Here is a 16,649-nt window from a genome sequence, read left to right on the forward strand (position 1 = left end):
CATGCCTGAAGCGCAGGTATTAGCTGCGGGAAATTCATCGAGGCGTAATCAATTTGCTCTACGTGCGGCGCAGGTCATTGGCCGTGCGGGGAATGACGTGCGCCACAAATTTTGGTTCACGATAATTGTTATTGCTAGCCTCGCTGCCCATGGTCGTTATTGCAACTTTGATGTCGCTGATCAGCCAGGTCTCCGGCACGCCGTATATTGCGGGTGGAGATTCACCCGCCGGTACCGATTGTTCGGGACTCGCGTCGTGGATTGCGAATGCAGCGACTGACAGGCCCGTGTTTGGTAATCGATTCAACACCGGAAACGAAGAGGGCGCATTACTGGCGCGCGGCTTCCAATATGGAACCGCCCCCAACGCCGTAGTCATCGGCTGGAACGGTGGCCACACCGCGGTGACGCTGCCGGATGGAACGTCCGTCTCCAGCGGGGAGCGTGGCGGCGTGCATATCGGCGGTGCGGGCGCCTACCAGGCCGGATTCACCCACCATATGTTCCTTCCGATGGCACCGGACGAGGGCGCGCCGCCGCCGCCTCTGTTCGCTCCGCCACCCGCGCCGGACGCTCCGCCGCCCCCGGCTGACGCTCCGCCGCCGCCTGCGCCGGATGCGCCGGCCCCCCCAGCGCCGGATGCGCCGCCGCCGCCCGTTTTGATCGACGCTGCGGCGCCGGCGGAACCGCCCCCACCGGTTGCCTGAAATACCGTTATTCCGGGAACGCAGGAATTGCGAATTAATAACAAATACAGCACAGACTCACTCTGATAATGGTGAGGCATTCCTGTGCTGTGGGCGCCGGGGATAATGTTTTCCGAAAGTGAAATATCGCCGCAAATTGCTGATTTGTGAGCTACGCCACTATCAGACGTGCGGTGAAGGTGTGCTCATGTGTCATTTGTGACGCATGAGCACACTTTGCTCTAGCCATTACGTAAGCAAACTACGCCCGGCGTTGGCCGCCGGAACGCCGCCGCGGCGCCCACCGCTGGCCGGATAGGCTGGCGCTGCCCGCGGAGATCGGGCGGGCGTAACTGGTACCAGCGAACCGAGGCGGGCCGCAATGATCTTCATCGTCGTCAAGTTCGAGACCAAACCCGAGTGGACCGACCGCTGGCAAGACCTAGTCGCGTCGTTCACCGCGGCGACCCGGGCCGAGGAAGGCAATCTGTGGTTCGAGTGGTCGCGCAGCCTGGACAACCCGACGGAGTACGTCTTGGTGGAGGCGTTCCGCGACGACGAGGCCGGCGCCATCCACGTCAACAGCGACCACTTCAAGCGCTTCATCCAAGAGGTCCCGCAGGCGCTGAAGTCCACGCCCAAGATCATCAACCAGACCATCGATGCCACGGGCTGGTCGAAGATGGGTGAAATGGCGGTCGGCTAATCCTCGACTAGCCGACCGCGATCTCGATTTCGCCGCCCAGGGCGTAACCCGGTGTGAGCGGAAGCCTGTCGCCGCTCCAGAACGAGCCCGGATCGAAGAAGTTCGAGTACTTCTCGGTGGTGAGCAAGCCCATTTCCTCGTAGGTGATGGCCACCGTCTCCGCACAGTACGCCGCTTCCAGGCCGAGCCGCTGGCGCTCTTTGCGTCGCTCCATCGACTCTCGAACCTTACTGTCCACCAACGGGATTCCGCGCACCCAGTCGTACGCGTTGGGTAGCCGGCCACGCAGCCAACGGCCGGTCAGGCGCATGGTGGTGGGGAACGCGGTGCCGTCCATCCGCGCGATCACGCGCAGCAACTTGTTCTCTTGCTCGCGATCGGCCGGCGGAGTGAGCTGACGTAGCCAGCACCGTTGGTGGTAGCGCTGCGACCACTGCAGCACGGATTGCGCAAGGTCGTTGAGTTGCACGCCGCGGTGATTCGTTCCGGTCCACAAGTCGACGAGCTTGTCACCCAGTTCGGCGTGCCAGATCAACGGTGGCAAGTCGTCGATCGCCACCGTCATGCCGACATGGTTCACCGGGCTGTTGGTCAACGTCTGGATGGCGCGGTCGGGTCCCGAACCGCCGCGAAACAGCCACAGATCACCGGTCCTGGTCTCTTCGAGCGCCTGGTTCAAGGTGAGCATCGTCGTGTAAACCCGTCCGCCGTTACGGTTTTCGCCAATGTCGTCGCAATTGTGAGCCCGGCGGTACGAGCCGCTCAATGCGGCACCGTACGTTGCGGGCACACAAGTCAATCACAATTGGGGCATAACGACTCGGCGGCGCATAGCCTGGTGCGATGCGCAATGTGTGGAAGTGGGTGGGACTGGCCGGCGCGGCCGGCGTCGTCGCCGGGGGCGTGCTGGTGGTTCGCGACCAACGCAAACGACGTGCATACACCGCGGACGAGGTCCGGGACCGCCTGCATCAACGGTTGGCCGAATACAACGGGCAAGGCGCTTAGTCCGAGTCTGAATCGGCCGGGGCCTCGACGGCGAACAACCGGTAGGTGCCCGAGAATCCCTTCAGCTCCACATTGCGGCCGTCGTCGAACCGAATGCCGTCGGAATCGGAAAGCGCGTCTCGCACCGGCTGACTCACCAGAATCTGGCCGCCGACCGCTTGTGCCGCGACGCGGGCGGCCATTGCGACGTTGCGGCCGAACAGATCATCGCCGCGACGCACCGAACGGCCCATATGGATGCCGATCCGAACGCGAATCTCCTCGCGCCGCTTGCGGTTTGCCTCCCTGTGTAACGCGCGCTGCAGATCCATACCGCAGCGCACCGCTTGTTCGGCGCGAGCGAACGCGATCATGAATCCGTCGCCTTGACTCTTCACCACGTGACCGGACCGCCGCTGCACCAGTTCAGAGACCAGCTTGTCGTGCGAGCTGATCAGCTTGACCCACGCGCGGTCGCCGATCCGCTCGTTGAGCTTGGTGGACTCCTCGATGTCGGAGAACAAGATCACCACCCGGCCGTCCGGGGTGACGCGGGCGAGGTCGGGTCGCTCGACTTCGGCCCAGTCCGCCAGGTCTTCGATGCTGCTGCGCACCGCCGCACCGAAACCTTCCTTGCGCATCAGGTTGGCGGTATTCCAGACCCTCTTGACGGCCTCGCGACCGCCCGACAGCAGCTGGGTGCGGGCATCGATTCGCTGTCGCATCTCGTCGAGCTCCTGCTGGCTACGCACCAGCAACCGCCACAGCACGATCAGCGCTACACCTTCGATCGCGGCAATTCCGGCCAGGATGTAGACCGTGAGGTGCAGCGGGTCAGCCATGCGGCCATCCTTTCAAGACCGCGGGCCAGTCAGGTTGTCGGCCCTATTGGCAGTGTCTAGTGTGGACTCCGCCAGCCGCGGGTAGTGATCTCAAAGGAGCCGGATCAGGTGACTTTCGGGAGGAGCGGTTTTGGCCGAGGACGACAGTAAACCATCTGACCTGCTGGTGATCTTCGGAATCACCGGTGATCTGGCCCGCAAGATGACGTTCCGGGCGTTGTACCGGCTCGAGCGCCGCGACATGCTGAACCATCCGATCGTGGGCGTCGCCAGTGACGACATCACGATCAAGCAGCTGCAGGACAGGGCCCGCGACGCCGTCAAGGCATCGGGCGAGGCGTTCGACGAAGCCGTCTTCGACCGACTGGCGGAGCGGCTGTCTTACCTGCACGGCGACGTCACCGACGCCGGTCTCTACAAACAACTCGCCAAGAAGATCCCTGCGGACTCCCATCCGCTCTACTACCTCGAGATGCCGCCGGCCTTGTTTGCCCCCATCGTGGAAAGTCTGGCCAAAGCCGACCTGCTGGAGCACGCCCGGGTGGCGGTCGAAAAGCCGTTCGGCCACGACCTGGACTCGGCGCGCGACCTCAACGAGCGGCTGCGCGCGGTGCTCGATGAAGACCAAATCCTGCGTGTGGACCACTTTTTGGGCAAGCAACCCGTCGAAGAGCTGCAATACCTGCGGTTCGCCAACCAAGGGCTCGCCAAGCTGTGGGACCGCGACAGCATCTCCGAAATCCACATCACCATGGCCGAGGATTTCGGCATCGAAGACCGCGGCAAGTTCTACGACGCGGTGGGCACACTGCGCGACGTCGTACAAAACCATTTGCTGCAGGTGCTTGCCCTGGTCGCCATGGAGCCCCCCGTCGGCGCGGGCGCCGACGACCTGAACGACAAGAAGGCCGAGGTTTTCCGTGCGATGCCGGCGCTGGATCCGGAGCGTTGCGTCCGGGGACAGTACCGTGGCTACACCGATGTCGCCGGTGTGGCAAAGGATTCCACCACCGAGACCTACATCGCGCTGCGAACCGAGATCGACAACTGGCGCTGGGCGGGGGTGCCGATCTTCCTGCGGGCCGGAAAGGCGTTGCCGGAGAAGGTGACCGAGGTCCGGATGTTCCTGCACCACGTCCCGGGATTTTCGTTCCTGCCCAACCGCCGGCCGCCCGAGTGCAACCAGATCGTGCTGCGCATCGACCCCGATCCCGGGATGCGCCTGCAGTTGTCGGCTCAGGTCGGCGATTCGTGGCACGACGTCCACCTGGATTCGTCGTTCGCCGAGGATCTCGGCGAACCGGTCCGGCCGTACGAGCGGTTGCTCTACGCCGCGTTCAACGGAGATCGCCAGTTGTTCGCCCGCGAAGATGCCATCGAGGAGACGTGGCGAATCGTGCAGCCCGTGCTGGACAAGCCGGGCCGCATCCACCATTACGACCAGGGCTCGTGGGGACCCGAGGCCGCACAGGCGCTGGTGCGCGGTCACCACAGCTGGCACGAGCCGTGGCTGCCGCGTAGCAAGCCCAACGAACAGTAAGGAGACACCCACGATGCAGCTTGGGATGATCGGCCTCGGCCGGATGGGCGCGAACATCGTCCGCCGCGTCGTCAAGGGCGGACACGAATGTGTGGTCTATGACCACAACCCCGACGCGGTCAAGGCGATGGCGGGGGAGGAGAGGACCACCGGGGTCGGCTCGCTGCAGGAGCTCGCCGAGACGCTGACCGCGCCGCGGGTTGTCTGGGTGATGGTGCCGGCCGGCACCATCACGACGGGTGTCATCGAGGAACTGGCCAAGACGCTGGAGTCGGGTGACATCGTCATCGACGGCGGCAACTCCTATTACCGCGACGACATTCGCCACGCGAAAACGCTGTCGGAGAACGGCATTCACCTACTCGACTGCGGCACCAGCGGCGGCGTGTGGGGCCGCGAACGCGGCTACTGCCTGATGATCGGCGGCGACGACGAGGCCTTCCTGCACGCCGAGCCGATCTTCAGCACGGTCGCACCGGGGGTCGACGCCGCGGCCCGCACGCCCGGACGCGATGGCGAGGTCGCCCGGTCGGAACAGGGCTATCTCCACTGCGGACCCTCCGGCGCCGGGCACTTTGTGAAGATGGTGCACAACGGCATCGAGTACGGCATGATGGCCTCGCTCGCGGAGGGGCTGAACATTCTGCGCAACGCCGACATCGGCAAGCAGGTGCAGGAAGGTGACGCGGAAACCGCTCCGCTGGAGCACCCCGAGTTCTATCAGTACGACTTCGACATTCCCGAGGTTGCCGAGGTGTGGCGGCGCGGCAGCGTCATCGGCTCTTGGTTGCTGGATCTCACGGCGATCGCGCTGCACGAATCGCCCGAACTCAAGGAGTTCTCCGGACGGGTCTCCGACTCCGGGGAGGGCCGGTGGACCGCCATCGCGGCGATCGACGAGGGCGTCCCCTCGCCGGTGCTGACGACCGCGCTGCAGTCCCGCTTCGCTTCGCGTTCACTGGACGACTTCGCCAACAAGGCGCTCTCGGCGATGCGCAAGCAGTTCGGCGGCCACGCCGAGAAGCCGGCGAACTAGCGGCGATCGCGAGCGCGGCGGCGCCGGGCGCTGGGGGTACCCCCGCGAAGCTGGGGGACGGGTCGCCGCCATCAGCTAGCGGCGATCGCGAGCGCGGCGGCGCCGGGCGCTGGGGGTACCCCCGCGAAGCTGGGGGACGGGTCGCCGCCATCAGCTAGCGCCGATTGACGAATGCGACCACCGCGTCGCTGAAGGCGTCGTTGTCGTCGCCGGCAGCGGTGTGCCCGGCATTGGAGAGCTCGACGAACTCGGCGCGGGGCACGGTGGCCAGGAAATGCCGAACGCCCTCGGGGCTCACCACGTCGGAAAGCTTGCCGCGGATCAGCAAGACCGGGATGGTCAGGTTCTTGGCGGCCTGCTCGAAGCTCTCGGTGCGCAGTTCGGGATCGTCGCCGGGCTTGGTCATGAACGCGGGGTCCCAGTGCCAATACCAGCGGCCGTCGCGCAGGCGCAGATTCTTCTTCAGCCCCTCGGGGCTGCGCGGCTTGCTTCGGTAGGGCAGGTAGGCGGCGACGGCGTCGGCGGCTTGCTCCAGCGAGTCGAAGCCGTCGAGGCCGCTGAACATGAAGTCGCGGATGCGGGCGCTGCCGCCCTTTTCGAATCGGGGGACGACGTCGACGAGCACCAGTCGGGTCACCTTGGCCGGCCCGGCACGGTGAGCGGCGAGGATGCCGGTCAGCCCGCCCATGCTGGCCCCGATGATCGTCACCGGCCGGCCGATCGCGTCGAGCACCCGCATGACGTCGGACGTGAGCGTCTCGATTTCGTAGTCGGCGTCGGGAGAACGAGCGCTGTCTCCGTGCCCCCGCGAATCCAGCGCCACCACGTGCAGCCCCTCATCGGCCAGCTTCTGGCCGGTGTTCTTCCAGGAAAACCGGTTCTGGCCGCCCCCGTGCAACATCAGAATGCTCGGCCGCGCGGCGCCGTCGGAGCCACGGTTCCACTCGTCGGCGACCAGGGTGATCTTTCCCGCGCCGGCAAACTCCACCGTCTCGGGACCGCTGCTGACGGTATTCATGCGATCTGACGTTACATAGGCCGGTTAAGCACTGTTGCGCGGGTGGACGCGGCGGTGAGTTTTCGTCGGTGGCGGGGTCTATTTAAGGGCAGAGACCAACGAGCCATCAAGGAGGCCACCGATATGCCATCGATCACCCCGTCGTTGTGGTTTGACGACAACCTGGAGGACGCCGCCAGGTTCTACACCTCGGTGTTCCCCAACTCCCACATCGAGGGCTTCAACCAGACCACCGACGCGGGACCGGGCGAACCCGGCCGGGTCCTGTCCGGCAGCTTCGTGCTGGACGGCGCCCGCTTCATCGGGATCAACGGCGGTCCGCACTTCCAGTTCAACGAAGCCGTGTCCTTCACGATCCACTGCAAGGACCAGGACGAGGTCGACTATTACTGGGACCGGCTGACCGACGGTGGCGAGGAATCGCAATGCGGCTGGCTCAAGGACCGCTTTGGAGTGAGCTGGCAGGTTGTCCCGGACCGGCTCTACGAACTGATCGGCGATCCCGATCGCACCCGGGCGGCGGCGGCCACCAACGCGATGTATGGCATGCGCAAGATCATCGTCGCCGAGCTGGAGCGAGCCGCCGCGCTGCAACGGTGAAAACCGCTCGCACAGTGTCGGTTTGACACCGTATCCACCAGGGTCGGTGCGTCGTGGGACCGCACAGGTTAGGTTGATCCCTGCGGAGACGTCGAGCAGGGAGTGGACATGGCTGAACCGGGCTGGATCGACGCGACCGGCCGTGCGGGGGGCCTCAAGGCCCTCACCTGGGGGCCGGAAGGCGGACCCATCGCGCTGTGCCTGCACGGCTTTCCCGACACGCCCTACGGTTGGCGCAAAATCGCCCCCCGGCTCGCCGAGGCGGGCTGGCGGGTGGTCGCGCCGTTCATGCGCGGATACGCGCCGTCGTCGATCCCGGCCGACGGCAGCTATCAGGTAGGCGCGCTGATGGACGACGCCCTGCGCGTGCGCGAGGCGGCGGGCGGCACCGAGAACGACGTCATCATCGGCCACGACTGGGGCGCGATCGCCGGCACCGGCCTGGCCGCGATGCCCGACAGCCCGTTCACCAAGGCGGTGATCATGTCGGTCCCGCCGTCGGCGGCGTTCCGAAGGCGCAGTGGTGGCGCGGGCGAGCGCGGCCGGCTGGCCGCCCATCTCGCACGGCAGGTGTTTCGCAGCTGGTACATCATGTACTTCCAATTGCCTTGGCTACCTGAGCGTTCCGCATCCTGGGTGTTGCCGTTGCTGTGGCGGCGGTGGTCGCCCGGCTACCGCGCCGATGAGGATTTGCGTCACGTCGACGCCGCGATCGGGGCGCCGGAGAGTTGGCGTGCGGCGCTGGGACCGTACCGCGCCACCATTCGCAACACCCGGCCGTCGGCGCAGTATGCGCAACTGAACCAGTTGTGGACCGAAGAACCCGTGCTGCCGTGCCTGTACCTGCATGGCCGCGACGACGGTTGCATGACACCGGCTTTCGCGCGCTGGGCGGAAAAGGTGCTGCCCGCGGGCAGCGAGGTCGCCATCGTCGAACACGCCGGCCACTTCCTGCAGCTCCAACAACCCGACAAGGTCGCCGACCTGGTGCTCGGGTTCATCGGCTCACCCGGCTGACACCGTGGCTCGGGCCGGGCACCGGATGGCTGCCGTCGATGCGCAGTTCTACTGGATGTCGGCCAAGATTCCCAGCGATGAGTTCCTGCTCTATGGATTCGACGGTGAGCCAGCCGATTACGCGCGTGCCGTGAAGCACGTCTGCTTGCGCGCCAACGCCGAACCGGCGCTGACGATGCGGGTGCGGGACCGGGGCCCCGTGCGCTACCCGCAGTGGATAGCGATGGGCGTGACGCCCGAGCAGGTGGTGCGCCACGATCTCGCCGAGCCCGGCTGGGACGGCGTCCTGGCGGCTGTCTGCGGCCTGGCCGACGACCAGCTGGATGTTCGCCGGATGGCCTGGCGGCTGCACGTCTTCACCCCGGTTTGGGGCGTTCCGGGTACCAGCGGGCCGGGAACCGTCGCGGTGCTGCAGGTCGCGCACGCGCTGGCCGACGGCGCCCGCTCCGCGGCGATGGCGGCGTGGCTGTTCGGCCGCCCCGAGGCCGTTCCCGCGGTGCCGAGCCCGCGGCCGGGCTTTCTGCCCTGGCGTGCCGCCCAGGCGGCTCGCACCCATCGCCGGCTCGAGCGCGACATCCGCGCGGGCCTGTTGGTCGCCGGCGCCGGGTCGCGTCCGGTGCTGCCGACGAATGCGCGACCCGACGGCGCCCGGGCGATACGCACGTTGGTGCGACAGCGTTCGCAGCTGCCCGGCCCCACCGTCACCGTCGGCGTGCTCAGCGCGGTGTCGCGGGCGCTGTCCACTTTGCTTGGTGGGCAATGCGATTCGCTGGGGGCCGAGGTGCCGATGGCCAAGCCCGGTAATCCGCCGGCCTACAACCACTTCGGCAATGTCGTGGTGGGGCTGTACCCCACGCTCGGACCGGAGGCGCGCGCCGAGCGGATCGCGGCCGACCTGGCCAACGGCCGGCGCCGCTTCCAGCACCCGGCCACCCGGGCCGCCGATCGCGCGTTCGCGGCGGTGCCGGCCGGGCTGCTGCGTTGGGGCATCGGGCAATTCGATGTGCAGGAGCGCGCGACGCAGGTGTCCGGCAACACCGTGGTGTCCAGCGTCAACCGGGGGGCGGCCGATCTGAGCTTCGGCGGTGCCCCGGTGGTGCTGACGTCGGGGTACCCGGCGCTGTCGCCGATGATGGGACTCACGCACGGCGTGCACGGCATCGGCAACACCATCGCGATCAGCGTGCACGCCTCCGCGTCGGCCGTGCCCGATATCGATGCCTACGTGGCGCTGCTCGGCGCGGCGCTGTAGCTAGTGGGCGTCGCCGGATCGGGCCGCTTCTTCGCGAGTCCGACCGGTCGCGACGATCAGCTCTTCGTGCAGCTCGAACCACACCGTGTGGTAGGAGTCGATCAACGGCCGCGTCAGCCACGTCGTCTCGCCCGCCCTCACTTTGTCCAGTGCCGCAGCCAGTTTCGTCGCATAGGTGCTCAGCCGCGGCAGTTGTGCGGCGGCAGCCGCGATGATCGGCATCGTGCGGGCGTGCACGTCGTCAAGGCGGGCCAGCACGGCGGCGTCGTAGTCGGCGTCGTCGTGGGCGTTGGGAACGCCGTCCGGTCCGCCCTTGAGCTGCCAATCGGTGACGAGGCGTTTGAAATCGGTGTTGACGACGCGAAAGTCGTCGTAGGCGGCGGCGATCGCGACCCGATCGATGTCCGCGCGCTCCTCGGCGAGCAACGCCGCGAGCCGGTCGTAGCCGCTACCGGTGATCCGCAACGTCGCGCCTTCGGTCAGCAGTTCCGCCGCGGTCAACCGCTCGATGACAGGGGCGACGTCGTCAAGGTCGGCGCCCAGCGTCGCGGCCAGGTCGGCAGGAGTCACCCGGCCCTTGAACCGAACCGCCTGCAGCACAGATAGTTCGGTCACGACACGGGCCCCGGCGTCAGGCGCAGCGCGGTCAGCATCACGATCAAGGGCGTCGCCGAAACCACGTCGGCACGCCCGCTGTCCAGCATGGCGCGCACCGAGGCCTCGGAGTTGTCGTCCAATCGCAGGTGCTCGCCCGCGGAGTGCGCGCGCAGCGGGCTGATCCGCCGTGCGATGTCGGCCAGCTCGCGTAGTTCCGGCGTATCGTCTTCGGACCAGGCCGACAGGCGCAGATTGCCTTCGCGCACTTCGCCTTCGGCGCCGTCGACGGTGATGTCCTTACCGGTCAGCGCCGCGGCGACTCCCTGGCCGCAGCCCACCACCGCCACCCGGCCCAGTTCGCGACTGACCACCGCCGCATGGCTGGAGGCGCCGCCGACCTCGGTGACGATGCCCTGCGCGGCCAGCATGCCCGAGACGTCTTCGGGCCGCGTGTGGTCGCGCACCAGGATCACCCGCTCACCGCGGTCGACGGCGTCCAGCGCCTCATCGACATCGGTGTACGCCTTGCCCGAGGCCACCCCCGGGCAGGCGGGCAGGCCTTTTGCTAAAAGCGGTGCCGCCAAACGTATTTCGGGCTGCAGCGAGGGTTGCAGCAAGGCCTGGACGTGCGCCGGTGTCACCCGCCGCAACGTCTCCACATCGTCGATGAGTCCCTCGCGTCGCAACTGCAGCGCCGTGCGCACCGCCGCCTGCGCCGAGAGCTCCGCCGCCCGCGTCTGCAGCAGCCACAGCGTGCCGTCCTCGACGGTGAACTCGATCTCCTGTATGTCGGAGTCCATCCGCTCCAAGGCGCGGGCGGCATCGGCCAGTTCGGCGTAGACGGCCGGCTGTTCGTCGCGCAACGCAACGATCGGTTCGACGTCGACCGAGCCGGACACCACGTCGTCGCCCTGACCGCCGGGCAGCCACTCGCCGAACGGCTCGTTGTCGCCGGTGATCGGATTGCGTGAAAAGAACGCTCCGGCACCCGAATTGGGACCGCGGTTGCCGAACACCATCGCCTGCACTATCACGCCGGTACCGTGTTGATCGTCGATTCCGTAGTGGGCGCGATAGGCGACCGCCCGCGGAGAATTCCACGAGGCGAACACCGCCTCGATGCCGGCGCGCAACTGCGCGTACGGATCCGACGGCACCGACTCGTGTTCTGCGGCGCCCACGATGCGCCGATACATTTTCAAGAACCGCCGACGGGTGTCGTGCGCGAACGCCGGGCTACCGGCGGCCGCGAGCGCCTGTTCGACGGCGTCGTCGATGCCGAGGTCCAGGATGGTGTCCATCATGCCCGGCATGGATTGGGTGGCTCCCGAGCGCACACTGACCAATAGGGGGCGCGGGCCTTGCCCGAACGTGCGCGAGGTCTGTGCCTGTAGCCAGCGCATCCGGTCGAGCACGTCGTCCCAGATGGCGTCCATGGTCGCCGCGGGATCGGCGAGGTACCGCAGGCCCACCGCGGTGGTGATGCAGAACGCGGGCGGAACCGGCAGGTTGTGCCGGCGCATCGCCTCGATGCCGTGGCCCTTGTTGCCCAGCAGCTGCCGCGGATGGCTCGATGTGCCGTCCAGCAACACCACGGAAGTCCCCTCGGGGATGCCATGCAAGGGGCCGCCGCCTCGCGCGCTACGAGTCACGGCGCACCCCCTCGTCCTGCGATCCGTATCGATGGGGCCGTCCCATCAGGCCTCGACGAGTATGTCAGGACTGTCCGCGCAGCAGTCCGAAGGCAAAGTTCGTACCGAACCCGCGACGTAGTGCGAGGTGGATCCAGAGCAGCCCGTAGGGCTCGAGCAGCCGCGCCGCCGTCAGGTCCCCGGCGTCGACGGTCTCGAAACCAAGCTCGGCGACCAACCCGGCGGTCACCGACTTCGCTTCCTCGTCGTCACCGCAGACAAACATCACCGGTGTGCCTGGCAATTGCGGACCGTCCATCATCGGGGCGCCGATCTGGTTCATCGCCTTGCAGACCCGGGCGCCGGGCGCCCACTTCGCGACCTCTTCCCCGCCCGAGGTGGTATGTCCGACCTCCAGCGCCGAGAAGTCGAGGGTCAGCGGATTGGTGCAATCGATGAGGATCTTGCCGGTCAGGTCACCACAACCCTGCACCGCCGCCCGCGTGCCCTGCCAGGGCGTGCACAAGACGATGACATCGGCGCCGGCCGCGGCGGACTCGTTGGTCTCGACGCCGTCGAGCAACGCGTATTTCGGGTCGTCGGGGCGGCGGACGCCGAAGCTGACCTGGTGGCCGCGATTGCGCCAGGCGGTACCCAACGTGCTGCCGACGTTGCCGGCCCCGATGATCGCGATCTTCATATCGGGCTCGATTCCCTCGGTGAACGTTGCTCGCGAATGCGAAGGGGCAATGATCTAAGTTTGCACCTATGACTCCCTACGACGTCGGGTTACTGATCCTGCGGTTGGTGTTGGGCGTGACGTTGGCCGCGCATGGCTACAACAAGTTCTTCGGCGGTGGCCGCATCCCGGGCACCGCGCGCTGGTTCGAGAGCATCGGCATGAAGCCCGGCAAGTTCCACGCCACCGTTGCGGCGACCACGGAAATGGCCGCCGGCCTCGGCCTGGCCGCCGGGTTTCTGACGCCGATCCCAGCGGCGGGCTTCGTGTCGCTGATGCTGGTCGCGGCCTGGACGGTGCACCGCGCCAACGGCTTCTTCATCGTCAAGGAGGGCTGGGAATACAACCTGGTGCTGGCGGCCAGCGCCGTGGTCGTGGCCACGCTGGGCGCGGGCAAGTTCAGCCTGGATCACCTGGTCTTCGGCAAGAACTGGATGGACGGCTGGCACGGGCTCGCGATCTCGCTGGTGCTCGGCTTGGCCGGCGCCATCGGCCAGCTGCTGATCTTTTACCGCCCTCCGGCCAAGCAGGCCGGTTAGTGAGCGTCGTCGTCGCCCTCGCCCGACCCAACGGAATTCATCTCTCGTAAGAGCTGATTTCGGCGAACGATGAAATGTCCGAGGCTTCGGCCCGGTCCGGATGCTTCGCCATCACGGATTCCCGTTTCTCGTCCAGACGGCCAGGACTGTCATGCACCCCTCGCGGTATGACCTTGAGCAGCGCCGCAAGTGCCAAGAGGGCCCCGGCAGCCATGGCGGCGAAGGCGATCTCACACACGAATGCGTAGACGATGACTTCGGCATTCATGGCCCTAGACTTTAGGGATATTAATCTCTGAGTCGCCGATTCTTTTTTCTTCGCAACTCATTTGGAATGTTTTCTTGATGAATTGCACCGGCTTCGACCCGCGCAGACCGTTAAAAGTGGCGCAAGCAGGCCGGCTAGTTACGGGTCATCGTCGTCCTCGTCCGCCAATAGCTTTTCGGGGTGGTGGAAGGTGTTGACCCGGGGTTGGCCGCGGTCGAGGTGTGTGGGTGGGATCCATTCGGTGTCGCCGTTGGCGCGTTGTCGGGTGGTCCAGCCTTTCTCGAGCAGCCGGTGGTGGGGCCCGCAGGCCATCGCGAGTTGGTCGGTGTCGGTGCGGTAGGTGCTGGCCCAATCTTCGACGTGGTGGATCTCGCAGTAGTAGCCGGCGACGTCGCAGCCCGGGGCGGTGCACCCGCGGTTCTTGGCGTACAGGACGATGCGCTGTCCCGGCGAGGCGAGGCGTCTGGTGTGGTACAGCGCCAGCGGCTTGCCCTTGTCGAAGATCGCCAGGTAGTGATGTGCGTGGCGGGCCAGGCGGATGACGTCGGACATCGGTAGTAGGGCGCCCCCGCCGGTGAGGCCTTTGCCGGTGGTCGTTTCGAGCTCGGCCAGTGTGGTGGTGACGATGATGGACGCCGGTAAGCCGTTGTGCTGACCGAGGTTTCCGCTGGCGAGGACGGCGCGTAGGGCGGCGTTGAGGCCGTCGTGGTTGCGCTGCCCGGTGCTGCGAGTATCGCGGTGAATCGCTTCTTCTGAGGGGGTGCCGTCCACGACGGGTGTGTCGTCGTCGGGGTTGCACATGCCGGGGGCGGCCAGCTTGGCCAGCACCGCTTCCCAGCTGGCGCGCGCCTCCGGCGTCAGCCACCCGCTCAGGCGCGACATCCCGTCGGTCTGCTGATTGCCGAGCACCAGCCCGCGCACGCGCGCCCGGTCCTCGTCGGTGTAGGTGCCGTCGGGATGGAGGCAATCCATCAGGCGCCGGGCCAGTTTGGCGAACTGGTCGGGCCGGAACTCGGCGGCCTTAACCGCCAGGTGTTTCTCGGCGTGCACACAGGTCTCGAGGTCGACGGACTCGGGCAACTGGTGGAAGAACCGCCGGATCACCGACACGTGGTCGGCCCCGATCGCCCCGTCGCGCTGGGCGGCCGCGGTCGCGGGCAATACCGGCGCCAACGGCTCACCCGAAAGCGCCCGGCGCGGGCCCAGATCCGCCGCCTCGGCGATGCGCCGTGCGGCCTCGGCCCGGGTGATGTGCAGCCGATCGGCCAACGCCCAGGACAATTTGCCGCCCAACTCGGCCGGATCCGATTGCTCGGCTACCTGATTGATCAATTGGTGGCTGGGCGTTTGGAGTTTGCGAGTCTCGCATTCAAATATCTCTAACAGCGCTAAACGCTCCGGATTGGTCAGCCCGTCATACGAATGCCCCTGCAACAAAGACACCGCCGCGCGCAGCGTCCCGACGGCCTCCCAGATCCGCTCCCGCGTAGTCGAACCCATGTTCGAACAATACGTCGGTGCGCCGACAAAACGACCCTCGTTGAAACTACTGAAACAAAAGTGACACAAGTGATTTGGGCTACGCGACGGCCGCGACCTCGGCTGCGGCCACCTCGGCCGCGGCCCGCTCGCCGGAGCGAATCGCGCCGTCGATCCACCCGCACATGACGGCCGAACTTTCGGTGCCGGCCCAGTGGATGCGGCCACAGGGCTCGCGCAGGGTGTAGCCGAATTCGGTCAGCACGCCGGGAGGCGCGTGGCCGATCATTCCACCACCGGAATAGCGGTCGGTAGTCCAGTTCTGTTCGTGGAATTCCCGTGCGGCTTCGGCTTTGCTGCCGAATCGGTCGACCAATTCGTCGATGATCACCGCTTTGCGCTCGGCCTCATCGAGTTCCGTCAGCCGCCGTGCGGCGCGTCCCTCGGTGATGACGCACATGATTCCCGGGTCCGCGGTGTCGGTGCAGGCGTCGATGGTCAGGGTGGCGGGGGAGTTCGGCGCCGCGGATTGGCCGGACAGTCCGTCGGTGCGCCAGAAGGGGTCGTCGTACACGATCGAGATTTTGACGACCGCGCCGCTTGGCATGCGCCGATGCAGGAACTCCCGATCCACGGGCAGCATCGGTTCGTAGACGATCGATGTGGCGATCGCCAGCGGGATCGCGACAATCACCCGGCGCGCACGCACGGTCAGGTCGGCAGCGTCGATTGTCACACCGTCGACGTCCTGGCTGATCTGCCGGACGGGCTGCGAAAGGTGCAGCGCCTCACCCAGTTCGGCCACGATCGGGCGGTGCAGCGCGCCCATCCCCCCGACCGGGCGGGCATCCTGGGAACCACCCTTGCCCGAGATCGCGAACGTGAGTCCGCCCGCGGAGGCCGTCTGCAGCAGCCCCCACAGCAACGACGTCTCCGATGCCGCCGAGGTGTAGAGGCCGGCGAAGGCCATGTCCAACATCTCGGCGGCGTCCTTGGACATGGACTTCTTGTGGATCCATTCCCCAATGCTGATGCGGTCCCACTCGTGGGCCTTCTTTGCGTCCCAAGGGGCTTCGCGCGGGATCTCTTTGCACATCCTGTCGATGGCGGCCAAACCGAACCCGAGGTTGGCGACGGCCCACGGGCTCACCGTCCAGGGGATGGTGCCGCCATAGCGGTGTCTCTTGCCGCCGACGATCATCATGGCGTCGCCGTCGTTGTGCTGCTTGTACTCCGGCACGCCGAACTCGTTCATGAGCGCATGGATTCGGTCCTGGCCCGGCCCGATCCAGGCACCGCCGCGATCGATCCACGTGCCGTCGGCCCGGGTCTCGGTGAAGGTGCGGCCACCGACCCGATCGCGCGCCTCCAGCAAGGCCACCGAGTGCCCCGCCTGGTTGAGCCGCAACGCGGCGGTCAACCCAGCGAATCCCGCTCCGACCACGCAGAAATCGACCTCAGACACGGCTGGCTCCTCGACCTCGTCCACCCCAGCAGCAAACTACACCGACCTGGTGCCCGCGGAGGCCGGTTAGGCAGATCTTCGCGGGCTTTCGGTGCCCGACGACGCGGCTCTTGCCAGCGCATGCCCGGCGAGCGCCTGAAATGATCTGGCGCACAAGCAGGCTCAGAGGGCACGCGCGCGGCCAGTTCGGTAACCGCACGCCGACCCGCCGTCAACGGTGCCGGCGCGAAAGCCGCACGCAACGATT

19 protein-coding genes are annotated in these 16,649 nt (G+C 66.7%); 9 read left to right on the top strand and 10 right to left on the bottom strand.

Going from position 1 to position 16,649, the window contains the following annotated elements:
- Positions 1–58 precede the first annotated feature (58 nt).
- Positions 59–199, bottom strand: coding sequence for a hypothetical protein (locus AC5Y7E_RS20380; protein ID WP_499919064.1), 141 nt, complete (start codon positions 197–199; stop codon positions 59–61).
- On the opposite strand from AC5Y7E_RS20380, the gene AC5Y7E_RS20385 reads away from it, so the two are divergent.
- Positions 150–707: a peptidoglycan endopeptidase gene (locus tag AC5Y7E_RS20385; protein ID WP_499918324.1), complete on the top strand. Its 558-nt coding sequence runs from the start codon at positions 150–152 to the stop codon at positions 705–707. The genes AC5Y7E_RS20380 and AC5Y7E_RS20385 overlap by 50 nt on opposite strands.
- A 361-nt stretch (positions 708–1,068) precedes the next feature.
- Positions 1,069–1,392 carry a putative quinol monooxygenase gene (locus AC5Y7E_RS20390; protein WP_499918323.1) on the top strand — a complete coding sequence of 108 codons (324 nt, stop codon included), beginning with the start codon at positions 1,069–1,071 and terminating at the stop codon, positions 1,390–1,392.
- A gap of 7 nt (positions 1,393–1,399) precedes the next feature.
- Here AC5Y7E_RS20390 and AC5Y7E_RS20395 read toward each other — a convergent pair whose 3' ends face one another.
- Positions 1,400–2,080, bottom strand: coding sequence for a guanylate cyclase (locus AC5Y7E_RS20395; protein WP_499918989.1), 681 nt, complete (start codon positions 2,078–2,080; stop codon positions 1,400–1,402).
- 155 nt (positions 2,081–2,235) lie between these two features.
- On the opposite strand from AC5Y7E_RS20395, the gene AC5Y7E_RS20400 reads away from it, so the two are divergent.
- Complete coding sequence (locus AC5Y7E_RS20400; protein WP_499918322.1) at positions 2,236–2,400, top strand: hypothetical protein; 165 nt, start codon at positions 2,236–2,238, stop codon at positions 2,398–2,400.
- Here AC5Y7E_RS20400 and AC5Y7E_RS20405 read toward each other — a convergent pair.
- On the bottom strand, positions 2,397–3,221 hold the full coding sequence (locus AC5Y7E_RS20405) for an adenylate/guanylate cyclase domain-containing protein (protein ID WP_499918321.1): 825 nt from the start codon (positions 3,219–3,221) through the stop codon (positions 2,397–2,399). The genes AC5Y7E_RS20400 and AC5Y7E_RS20405 overlap by 4 nt on opposite strands.
- Before the next feature lie 130 nt (positions 3,222–3,351).
- On the opposite strand from AC5Y7E_RS20405, the gene AC5Y7E_RS20410 reads away from it, so the two are divergent.
- Positions 3,352–4,761 (top strand): glucose-6-phosphate dehydrogenase, encoded by a 1,410-nt coding sequence (locus tag AC5Y7E_RS20410; RefSeq protein ID WP_499950542.1) that lies wholly within the window; start codon positions 3,352–3,354, stop codon positions 4,759–4,761.
- Between the two features lie 13 nt (positions 4,762–4,774).
- Entirely contained in the window at positions 4,775–5,797 is a 1,023-nt protein-coding gene (gene gnd, locus AC5Y7E_RS20415; RefSeq protein WP_499950543.1) for a phosphogluconate dehydrogenase (NAD(+)-dependent, decarboxylating), read from the top strand.
- Positions 5,798–5,951: 154 nt separating this feature from the next.
- Here the strand turns inward: gnd and AC5Y7E_RS20420 are convergent, their stop codons facing one another.
- On the bottom strand, positions 5,952–6,815 hold the full coding sequence (locus AC5Y7E_RS20420; protein ID WP_499950544.1) for an alpha/beta fold hydrolase: 864 nt from the start codon (positions 6,813–6,815) through the stop codon (positions 5,952–5,954).
- Positions 6,816–6,938: 123 nt separating this feature from the next.
- On the opposite strand from AC5Y7E_RS20420, the gene AC5Y7E_RS20425 reads away from it, so the two are divergent.
- The 3 genes from AC5Y7E_RS20425 (at position 6,939) to AC5Y7E_RS20435 (ending at position 9,684) form a co-directional block, all read left to right on the top strand.
- Complete coding sequence (locus tag AC5Y7E_RS20425; protein WP_499918317.1) at positions 6,939–7,415, top strand: VOC family protein; 477 nt, start codon at positions 6,939–6,941, stop codon at positions 7,413–7,415.
- Positions 7,416–7,523: 108 nt separating this feature from the next.
- On the top strand, positions 7,524–8,432 hold the full coding sequence (locus AC5Y7E_RS20430; protein ID WP_499950545.1) for an alpha/beta fold hydrolase: 909 nt from the start codon (positions 7,524–7,526) through the stop codon (positions 8,430–8,432).
- Positions 8,433–8,457: 25 nt separating this feature from the next.
- Positions 8,458–9,684: a WS/DGAT domain-containing protein gene (locus AC5Y7E_RS20435; protein WP_499950546.1), complete on the top strand. Its 1,227-nt coding sequence runs from the start codon at positions 8,458–8,460 to the stop codon at positions 9,682–9,684.
- Here the strand turns inward: AC5Y7E_RS20435 and AC5Y7E_RS20440 are convergent, their stop codons facing one another.
- The 3 genes from AC5Y7E_RS20440 to AC5Y7E_RS20450 all read right to left on the bottom strand — a co-directional run bounded on the left by AC5Y7E_RS20440 (position 9,685) and on the right by AC5Y7E_RS20450 (position 12,612).
- The gene (locus AC5Y7E_RS20440) at positions 9,685–10,299 is read right to left on the bottom strand and encodes a MarR family transcriptional regulator (RefSeq protein WP_499950547.1); all 615 of its coding nucleotides are present in this window, start codon (positions 10,297–10,299) and stop codon (positions 9,685–9,687) included.
- Positions 10,296–11,933, bottom strand: coding sequence for a pyruvate, phosphate dikinase (locus tag AC5Y7E_RS20445; RefSeq protein WP_499950548.1), 1,638 nt, complete (start codon positions 11,931–11,933; stop codon positions 10,296–10,298). The genes AC5Y7E_RS20440 and AC5Y7E_RS20445 overlap by 4 nt, the downstream gene beginning before the upstream one ends.
- A gap of 64 nt (positions 11,934–11,997) precedes the next feature.
- A complete protein-coding gene (locus AC5Y7E_RS20450; protein ID WP_499950549.1) occupies positions 11,998–12,612 on the bottom strand; it encodes an NADPH-dependent F420 reductase in 615 nt (204 codons plus the stop codon).
- Positions 12,613–12,680: 68 nt separating this feature from the next.
- Between AC5Y7E_RS20450 and AC5Y7E_RS20455 the strand changes: the two genes are divergently transcribed.
- Positions 12,681–13,190 carry a DoxX family protein gene (locus tag AC5Y7E_RS20455; protein ID WP_499918311.1) on the top strand — a complete coding sequence of 170 codons (510 nt, stop codon included), beginning with the start codon at positions 12,681–12,683 and terminating at the stop codon, positions 13,188–13,190.
- 37 nt (positions 13,191–13,227) lie between these two features.
- Here AC5Y7E_RS20455 and AC5Y7E_RS20460 read toward each other — a convergent pair whose 3' ends face one another.
- The 3 genes from AC5Y7E_RS20460 to AC5Y7E_RS20470 all read right to left on the bottom strand — a co-directional run bounded on the left by AC5Y7E_RS20460 (position 13,228) and on the right by AC5Y7E_RS20470 (position 16,402).
- The gene (locus AC5Y7E_RS20460; RefSeq protein WP_499918310.1) at positions 13,228–13,458 is read right to left on the bottom strand and encodes a hypothetical protein; all 231 of its coding nucleotides are present in this window, start codon (positions 13,456–13,458) and stop codon (positions 13,228–13,230) included.
- A 138-nt stretch (positions 13,459–13,596) separates the two neighbouring features.
- Positions 13,597–14,958, bottom strand: coding sequence for an HNH endonuclease signature motif containing protein (locus tag AC5Y7E_RS20465; protein ID WP_499950550.1), 1,362 nt, complete (start codon positions 14,956–14,958; stop codon positions 13,597–13,599).
- A 79-nt stretch (positions 14,959–15,037) separates the two neighbouring features.
- Positions 15,038–16,402 (bottom strand): flavin monoamine oxidase family protein, encoded by a 1,365-nt coding sequence (locus tag AC5Y7E_RS20470; protein WP_499918308.1) that lies wholly within the window; start codon positions 16,400–16,402, stop codon positions 15,038–15,040.
- Positions 16,403–16,649 lie beyond the last annotated feature (247 nt).

The organism is Mycobacterium sp. NGS17, assembly GCF_059813205.1.

Coding starts and splice junctions, on each gene's coding strand:
- AC5Y7E_RS20385 (WP_499918324.1), top strand. CDS start 150: ATGGTCGTTATTGCAACTTTGATGTCGCTGATCAGCCAGGTCTCCGGC.
- AC5Y7E_RS20390 (WP_499918323.1), top strand. CDS start 1,069: ATGATCTTCATCGTCGTCAAGTTCGAGACCAAACCCGAGTGGACCGAC.
- AC5Y7E_RS20395 (WP_499918989.1), bottom strand. CDS start 2,080: ATGCTCACCTTGAACCAGGCGCTCGAAGAGACCAGGACCGGTGATCTG.
- AC5Y7E_RS20400 (WP_499918322.1), top strand. CDS start 2,236: ATGCGCAATGTGTGGAAGTGGGTGGGACTGGCCGGCGCGGCCGGCGTC.
- AC5Y7E_RS20405 (WP_499918321.1), bottom strand. CDS start 3,221: ATGGCTGACCCGCTGCACCTCACGGTCTACATCCTGGCCGGAATTGCC.
- gnd (WP_499950543.1), top strand. CDS start 4,775: ATGCAGCTTGGGATGATCGGCCTCGGCCGGATGGGCGCGAACATCGTC.
- AC5Y7E_RS20420 (WP_499950544.1), bottom strand. CDS start 6,815: ATGAATACCGTCAGCAGCGGTCCCGAGACGGTGGAGTTTGCCGGCGCG.
- AC5Y7E_RS20425 (WP_499918317.1), top strand. CDS start 6,939: ATGCCATCGATCACCCCGTCGTTGTGGTTTGACGACAACCTGGAGGAC.
- AC5Y7E_RS20430 (WP_499950545.1), top strand. CDS start 7,524: ATGGCTGAACCGGGCTGGATCGACGCGACCGGCCGTGCGGGGGGCCTC.
- AC5Y7E_RS20435 (WP_499950546.1), top strand. CDS start 8,458: ATGGCTGCCGTCGATGCGCAGTTCTACTGGATGTCGGCCAAGATTCCC.
- AC5Y7E_RS20450 (WP_499950549.1), bottom strand. CDS start 12,612: ATGAAGATCGCGATCATCGGGGCCGGCAACGTCGGCAGCACGTTGGGT.
- AC5Y7E_RS20455 (WP_499918311.1), top strand. CDS start 12,681: ATGACTCCCTACGACGTCGGGTTACTGATCCTGCGGTTGGTGTTGGGC.
- AC5Y7E_RS20460 (WP_499918310.1), bottom strand. CDS start 13,458: ATGAATGCCGAAGTCATCGTCTACGCATTCGTGTGTGAGATCGCCTTC.
- AC5Y7E_RS20465 (WP_499950550.1), bottom strand. CDS start 14,958: ATGGGTTCGACTACGCGGGAGCGGATCTGGGAGGCCGTCGGGACGCTG.